Annotated in this window: 5 protein-coding genes and 1 pseudogene; 4 read left to right on the top strand and 2 right to left on the bottom strand. The window is 40.9% G+C overall.

The window, feature by feature from the left end; all coding sequences use genetic code 11:
* Both LC605_RS10080 and LC605_RS10075 read right to left on the bottom strand, forming a co-directional pair.
* The coding region (locus tag LC605_RS10080; protein ID WP_229547415.1) for an AIPR family protein at positions 1-583 on the bottom strand (583 nt) is incomplete at its 3' end.
* A gap of 217 nt (positions 584-800) precedes the next feature.
* Positions 801-2,393: an HlyD family efflux transporter periplasmic adaptor subunit gene (locus LC605_RS10075; RefSeq protein WP_229547414.1), complete on the bottom strand. Its 1,593-nt coding sequence runs from the start codon at positions 2,391-2,393 to the stop codon at positions 801-803.
* Between the two features lie 65 nt (positions 2,394-2,458).
* Here LC605_RS10075 and LC605_RS10070 point away from each other — a divergent pair, with 65 nt between their 5' ends.
* The 4 genes and pseudogenes from LC605_RS10070 to LC605_RS10055 form a co-directional block, all read left to right on the top strand.
* Complete coding sequence (locus tag LC605_RS10070; protein ID WP_229547413.1) at positions 2,459-2,818, top strand: four helix bundle protein; 360 nt, start codon at positions 2,459-2,461, stop codon at positions 2,816-2,818.
* Between the two features lie 687 nt (positions 2,819-3,505).
* A pseudogene (locus tag LC605_RS10065) lies at positions 3,506-3,733 on the top strand (hypothetical protein); the annotation flags it as partial.
* A 397-nt stretch (positions 3,734-4,130) separates the two neighbouring features.
* A complete protein-coding gene (locus LC605_RS10060) occupies positions 4,131-4,862 on the top strand; it encodes a hypothetical protein (RefSeq protein ID WP_229547412.1) in 732 nt (243 codons plus the stop codon).
* A gap of 493 nt (positions 4,863-5,355) precedes the next feature.
* Positions 5,356-6,649, top strand: a 1,294-nt coding sequence (locus LC605_RS10055; protein WP_229547411.1) for a matrixin family metalloprotease, incomplete at its 3' end; no start/stop codon positions are given.

Here is a 6,649-nt window from a genome sequence, read left to right as displayed (position 1 = left end):
CGTTTCTGGGAGCGCCGCTTTGATTCTGGTAATAGGCAATGCGGAATTTTGTGTTTTCTTTGGCTTCTAAGTCGGCTAAATCCTCCTTGATGAATTTGTAATCACCCCTGGCGTTGATTTTGGAGCGAGAATCTACTGGAGTTGTGGTATTTGAAGCCAGAGCAATGTCTAGCGCCTCGTCTTCTGAGAGTCCAATGTGAATTTTAACTTGGACTCTGGCTTGGGTTAGGTCGTACTTGTATTTTTTCGCTTGCTCAATTGCTAAAATTGTGTGACCGCCGTTGATAATCCCATCGCTTCCCCCCTCTGAGGCTTCTAAAATCTCTAGTTCGAGTAAAGTTTTGTTGAGTTTGACTTGATTTGCACACAGGGTTATTCCACTGTGACGGGAGAAGAATTTTTCTTGCTGGGTCGTCAGGGAGTCGAAGATTTGTCTGTAGGTGGCGCTTCTGCGGTTTGGTTCCCTGATGTTGGGTTCTAGGGGGAGGTCTGTGGGGAAGCTGTCTACATGGGCGGTGGCGATGATGCACTTTGGGTTGGGTTGGAAATAGTTATCTATCTTTAGGTTCCAAGTCTTGGGCATACTTTGTTTGCAATGTCAGTGGAATTTCTATGTTAACCAAAACCCGTACCTGATATTGGCTCTGTTGAAACGCTGTGTAGCGTTAAGCATTGGACTAGAATAGGTATAAGAGGGTCTCAGTACTCAGCATCGAACCTATGGGCAGTTGTTGTGTCTGCTTAAGTTCGGCAACAAAGAAGCGATCGCAACAGTGCCAATTAGAATATTTTTGCTATGTTTACCGTACAAACTTAAGACTTTCAACACTAGAGCTAAACATATCAGTAAAGATACTCATCACAGTTCGTTCTCGCAGTTTAATATTACCACTGACTGACATCCCAGATTGCAAAAGTACTTTACGCCCATTAATCGAAATCGATTGTTGCTCCAGCCGTACTTTAGCAGGGAATCGGTAGAAAGGATAAATCTGATCTGGTGGTAATGCATCATTTCCAATCCATACTAGCTTACCTTTGACATCACCAAATTCACTAAAAGGAAATGAGTCAATCCTCACATCTACCGTCATCCCCTTTTTGACAAAACCAATATCTTTATTGGTGATGTAGACCTTAGCAACCAGAGCATCATCAGGAACAACTTTCAGAATTGGTTCGCTAGATGTCACTACAAATCCTGGTGTATGAGCTTTGAGTTCAAATACTGTACCCTTAACTGGGGAATTAATTGACTGATATTGAAGATTCATTTGAGTTTGACTCAACTGAGAGTCATTTTCCGCAATCTTCTTATTATTCTCGACTATGGCTTTAGTCAACTGAGAATCAATTTCAGCAATTTTTTTGTTATTATCTGCAATTTGGGTAAGCCAATCTTTACGAGAAATAGCTACAGTTGATTGCAACTTAGCTTGTGCCTGATTAATAGCAGATTGTAAACGAAATCTTTCTTGAGTAAGCTGGTCAATTTCAGATTGAGCATTTCTGACTTCTTCTTGTTGCTTGAAATATTGAATTTGAGAAATTGCCCCATCATTCATTAACGGGGTAATATTATCAAGAATACCTTGGTTCATTACCAAGGTGTCTTTCGTAGCAGCTAGCTTAATCTCAGTTTGGTTGAGTTGCCGACTTAATTGGTCAACTTCCAGCTTTGCAGCAGTTACACGCGCATCTAATTCCGAAGAAGTAGATATTAAGCGTTCTTTTTGTTCTATGTCTAGTCCACTAGTAGAACCTGTACCATCTAGTTGAGCGCGATATACTCGATTCTCTGCTACTATTGCTGCTCTACTTTTGGTGAGGTCAAGCATTTCATTTGTTACTGGAATATCGATAGGACTAGCTATAGCCGCACCTTTCATTTGAGATTGATAAAACTGATTTTCTTGAACTAAAGATAAGCGAATTTTCTTTAAAGAGTCAAGTTGGGCATTAGCAGTAGTGGGGTCAAGACTGAGAAGATGTTCACCAAGTTTAACCTGCTGTCCATCTTCAACGTAAATTTCTTTAACTACGCCACCAACAGGAGCCTGTATTTCTTTAACAGTACCAGTTGGCTCTAACTTACCAGTAGCAGAAACTGCTTCTTCAATTTTGGCTAAATTTGCCCAGATAATTGTACCAGTTGTAACAGCCATCAGACCCCAAAGGATAGCTCTTGACCATTTGCGAGACTGTCGGAGAATTACAGGTTGGTCGAATTTCGGCACATACCGGGGTGCGGTGGTGGGTGGTTTTGGCTGAATATCGGATGTCTCAGTTGATAACTGTTTCAATTGCTCAACAGAAGTTATTACTGGATTTTGAGAACTGCCATTACCATTGTTTGAATGTTTGCCATTTCCATTGCCATTATTAGTACTCATAATTAGCGATTAGCGATTAGTAGTTAGCTTTAAAATAGTAGTTATTACTACTAAGGATTGAAAAAATGAAAGATTTTAGAGAATTGAAAGTATGGTTAAGAAGCCATCAACTAGTACTCAAAGTTTATGAAGCTACTGCAAAATTTCCTCAACAAGAGCTATATGGTTTAACTAGTCAAATGAGAAGAGCAGCAGCTTCTATCCCGACAAATATAGCTGAAGGATGTGGAAGAAACACAGATGCTGATTTTGCTCGCTTCCTTCAAATAGCAATGGGTTCTGGTAGCGAGTTGGAATATCAACTCATACTGGCTCATGATTTGGGTTTTATTGATAAAATACAACATGATAAATTGATGACTGAGTTAATAGAAATTAAACGGATGCTCAATTCTTTTATCCAGAAACTAAGAGTTACTAAATAACAATTAACCGCTAACAGCTAACCGCTAACAGCTAACCGCTAACCGCTAACCGCTAACCACTAACAGCTAACAGCTAACCGCTAACAGCTAACCGCTAACCGCTAACCGCTAACCACTAACAGCTAACAGCTAACCGCTAACCGCTAACAGCTAACAGCTAACCGCTAACCACTAACAGCTAACAGCTAACCGCTAACCGCTAACAGCTAACAGCTAACCGCTAACCACTAACAGCTAACAGCTAACCGCTAACAGCTAACCGCTAACCACTAACAGCTAACAGCTAACCGCTAACCACTAACAGCTAACAGCTAACCCTGAAGATGTGGTCAGATTGTCTCCACTAGGACGTAAGCACATAAATGTGTTGGGGCGGTATTATTTCTCTCTGGCAGAAACCATAGAACACGGAGAACTACGTCCTCTAAGAGACCCAAATACTCGCGAAGATTTTGAATTAATTTGAGGGGAAAAGCTTATCCCGGTTTTCTGTTCCTAAGTTTTGTAACGATTATATCATGTATATACATGGTAAAGACCTATCATTAACGGAATAACAAGGGTTCGGTCTATGTATATACATGGTGAAATTTTGTCCATATTTTTTACTTTATTTTCTTATCCCGGTTTTCTGTTCCATTACTACTCGCCCCCCTTTAATGGGTGCGCTATTTCCGCCGTGCTGTACTAGAGCAAACAATTGATTTGCGATCGCTAGCTATTGAACCACCCAAAGAAAATGCTCAGGAATGCTTACGGCTGATGGGCATGGCATTGAAAAACCTCTCTAAGAGATTGAACAATACTCAAGCCCTGAAAGCTGCGGCGATAATTCTGGGCAGTAGTCCAACTCCTGAAGCGATCGCATATCGAGCCGAACAATTGGAAATGTTGCCCCAAGCTGTTAGTGAAATTGGCCTTTGAGACAAATGATTTAGTTCATGAAAATAATACAATCAATATAGTTAGTACCTAAAAAGGGATTTGAGCAGCTTTACGTAGAATCTCGCGGGTGAAAATCGGGAAAAAAGTGTATAAAGGTACAAGTGTTCGGACACAAGGGTGTCCAGTAGTGGGTTATGTGCCAAAAGTTGAAGCTAATGCGTCTGGTGGGTACTGCCCTAGGGAAACTCCTAAAAGAAAGGCGGATGTAAGGGATGAAACGTCGGAGGTCGTTCTGGTTTTTTCTCCCCTATATCTTATGCCCAATCCCGCACAACAGATGATGACGCAAGTTCCACTAAAGACCAAGGCCACCGCCAGCACAAACAAACACTCCTAACTTGAAATACACCGTTACCCTGATAACATCATGAGCCAAACCTTAATCACACAAGAGTTCGGGATTATCATCGCTGCGAAAAATCACAAACCCACAATACTTAATCCAGATTTTCTCTTTTATAGTGGCATCGTCCCGACGGAATGGGAATTGGCTCGTCAACCGATATATACCCAAAGCCTATCCCAAGTCGCCTTTACCAACGGCATAGTTATAATAGCTGAACCAACACGAGTCATGTTCATAGAAGCGATTGAAAACAAAACAGTAGAAGAAATCGCTATTGCTGCGATCGCGAAAAAATATGTTGAAGCCTTACCCAACGTCGAGTATGAAGCTGTAGGGATTAATCCAAGAGGCTACGTTGCTTTTGAAAAAAATCTTGATGCAGCCCGTTTATTTATAACAGAAACACTATTATCTGCGGGTTCATGGCAAGAAGCTGGGACTGCACCAGTGAGAGCAACACTGAACTTAGCTTACACCTTGGAGCGTGGGCCATTTTACCTGAGTGTAAATGAAGCAGCACTGCGGAATCCAGACGAAACAAGTACCCCAATTGTGTTGTTCAGTGGTAGTTTTAGCTACGAAGTCAAGAGTGAAACTCCAGTTGAACGCAAAAACAGCATACATCAAGGTATTGATAATTGGCAAGCAGACTTATTAGCTTACCAAGAAATTATTAGTAATAAGTTTTTAGGTAAAACTAGTGAAGAGAAAACTGTAGTTCCTGATGTATTTGCGATGAGTGCTGCTATCTAAGTAGTAAAAAGTTATCAACAGAGGCAGAGGGCAGTTATTGCTGGAGGGAATACTGACCAAATAATTCGTAATTCGTAATTCGGAAATTTTCAACTGAGAAATTAGGAATTAATTATTAATTAACTAATTCCGAGTACAAGCCCCTAATTAAAATTTATTCAAGCCCCAGGATTTATCCTTTGGGGTAATAATTACGAATTACTTTCCTTGTGCCGACTTGTACTGAGCGGCGTCGAAGTAGCGACTCGCCTTGAGCGAAGTTGAAAGGAGTCGAGGTATTACGAATTACGAATTTTGGAGAAGCGACTTGACTTCAGTTATCGAAAACAAACAAATGCTGTGCATCATATTCCAAAAAGAGTGAATTTATTCATAGGGTATTAATTACGAATTACGAATTAGTAATTACGAATTATTTTGACTCCTGCCCTCTGCCTCGCGACTTGCTACTTATTGAACGATTATCTATTTGAAAAATTAGTCAGAGGTCTATATGTCAGGGATAAACGAATTGTTTGGGATCTCCGACTCAATGGTGGTGAATGATGGGGCTATAATGGCGGGAATTGAAGACCCATTGAAGTTGAGTCAAGGAATTGGAATTTATCCAAATAACTCCCCAAATGTACTTGTTGGCTCTCCCAGTACAGACCTGCTCATAATTGATAATTCATTATCTTCAACTTCTTTTGGAGAACAGCCCTTCACCAATACAGTGACTCTGTTGTTCAAACCAAACTCAAGTAACACCTCAACTACTAGCTTTGACCTGCTCACAGGTACTACAAGTGATGACCCATTAGTTGGTTTTTGGAGTCAGGAAGAAGTTCCTCAAAGCCTCCTCAGTATATCTCCCAAGACAGAACAAAGCGATATCAGGAAGCAACCTGACCAGCTTCTTGGGACGATAAATGTACCTAATGATACAAAGAATCGCCAAAGCTTAAAGCAACTGACACCAGAAATATTAGAAAGATTCCGTAGCGAAGCGATCGCACGATGGGCGAGTGTGGGCATTACTCCAGGAGAACAAGGTATTCTCAAAGAAGTGCAATTAGCGATCGCCGACCTACCTAGTTTGAAGTTAGGTTTGACTAACGGGAATGTTATTACTCTTGACCAAGATGCTGCTGGTATTGGCTGGTTTATAGATCCTACTCCAGACGACGATTCAGAGTTTAACCCAATAGAGAATAGTCCAGGAGAGGGAAAAGTTGATTTACTAACTGCGATCGCTCATGAGATGGGGCACGTACTTGGTCTATCTCATGTAGATTATGGTACTTCAGTTATGAGCGCTACACTACCGATAGGGGTGCGGCGTCTTCCTACTTGGGAAGATATTCATTTTACTGATGAAACATCCCCTGAATTAGCAGAGTTAAACTTAGATACTAATAGCTCTAGTATAGTTTATTGGGTTGGTGGCAGTGGTTATTGGGATGATTTAACTCATTGGAGTACAGGGAGATTACCAGGAGCTACAGATGAAGTTGTAATTGATGTGCCACAAGAGGTTATGATTACCTTTCGTCAAGGCTCAACATCAATTGCCAAGCTGACAATTGAAGAAGATTTGGTTATTTCGGGTGGTAGTTTAACAATTCTTGGAGAAGGGGCGATTAACAACGACCTCATCCTCAACAGTGGAGCATTAAACACAACAGGAACAGTCACACTTAAAGGACAAAATAATCAATGGTATACAGGGGTAATTAGTGGCCCAGGAATAGTTAATATTGCTGCTGAAGCAACTCTGAATATCAACGATGGTGGCAATTATAAAT

The sequence above is a fragment of the Nostoc sp. CHAB 5836 genome (assembly GCF_020829445.1).
Taxonomy (GTDB): Bacteria; Cyanobacteriota; Cyanobacteriia; order Cyanobacteriales; family Nostocaceae; genus Nostoc.
This window is presented reverse-complemented; position numbering and strand designations above follow the sequence as displayed.

Excerpts from the sequence above, each read along its gene's own strand:
- LC605_RS10075 (WP_229547414.1), bottom strand. The coding sequence starts at position 2,393 with ATGAGTACTAATAATGGCAATGGAAATGGCAAACATTCAAACAATGGT.
- LC605_RS10070 (WP_229547413.1), top strand. The coding sequence starts at position 2,459 with ATGAAAGATTTTAGAGAATTGAAAGTATGGTTAAGAAGCCATCAACTA.
- LC605_RS10060 (WP_229547412.1), top strand. The coding sequence starts at position 4,131 with ATGAGCCAAACCTTAATCACACAAGAGTTCGGGATTATCATCGCTGCG.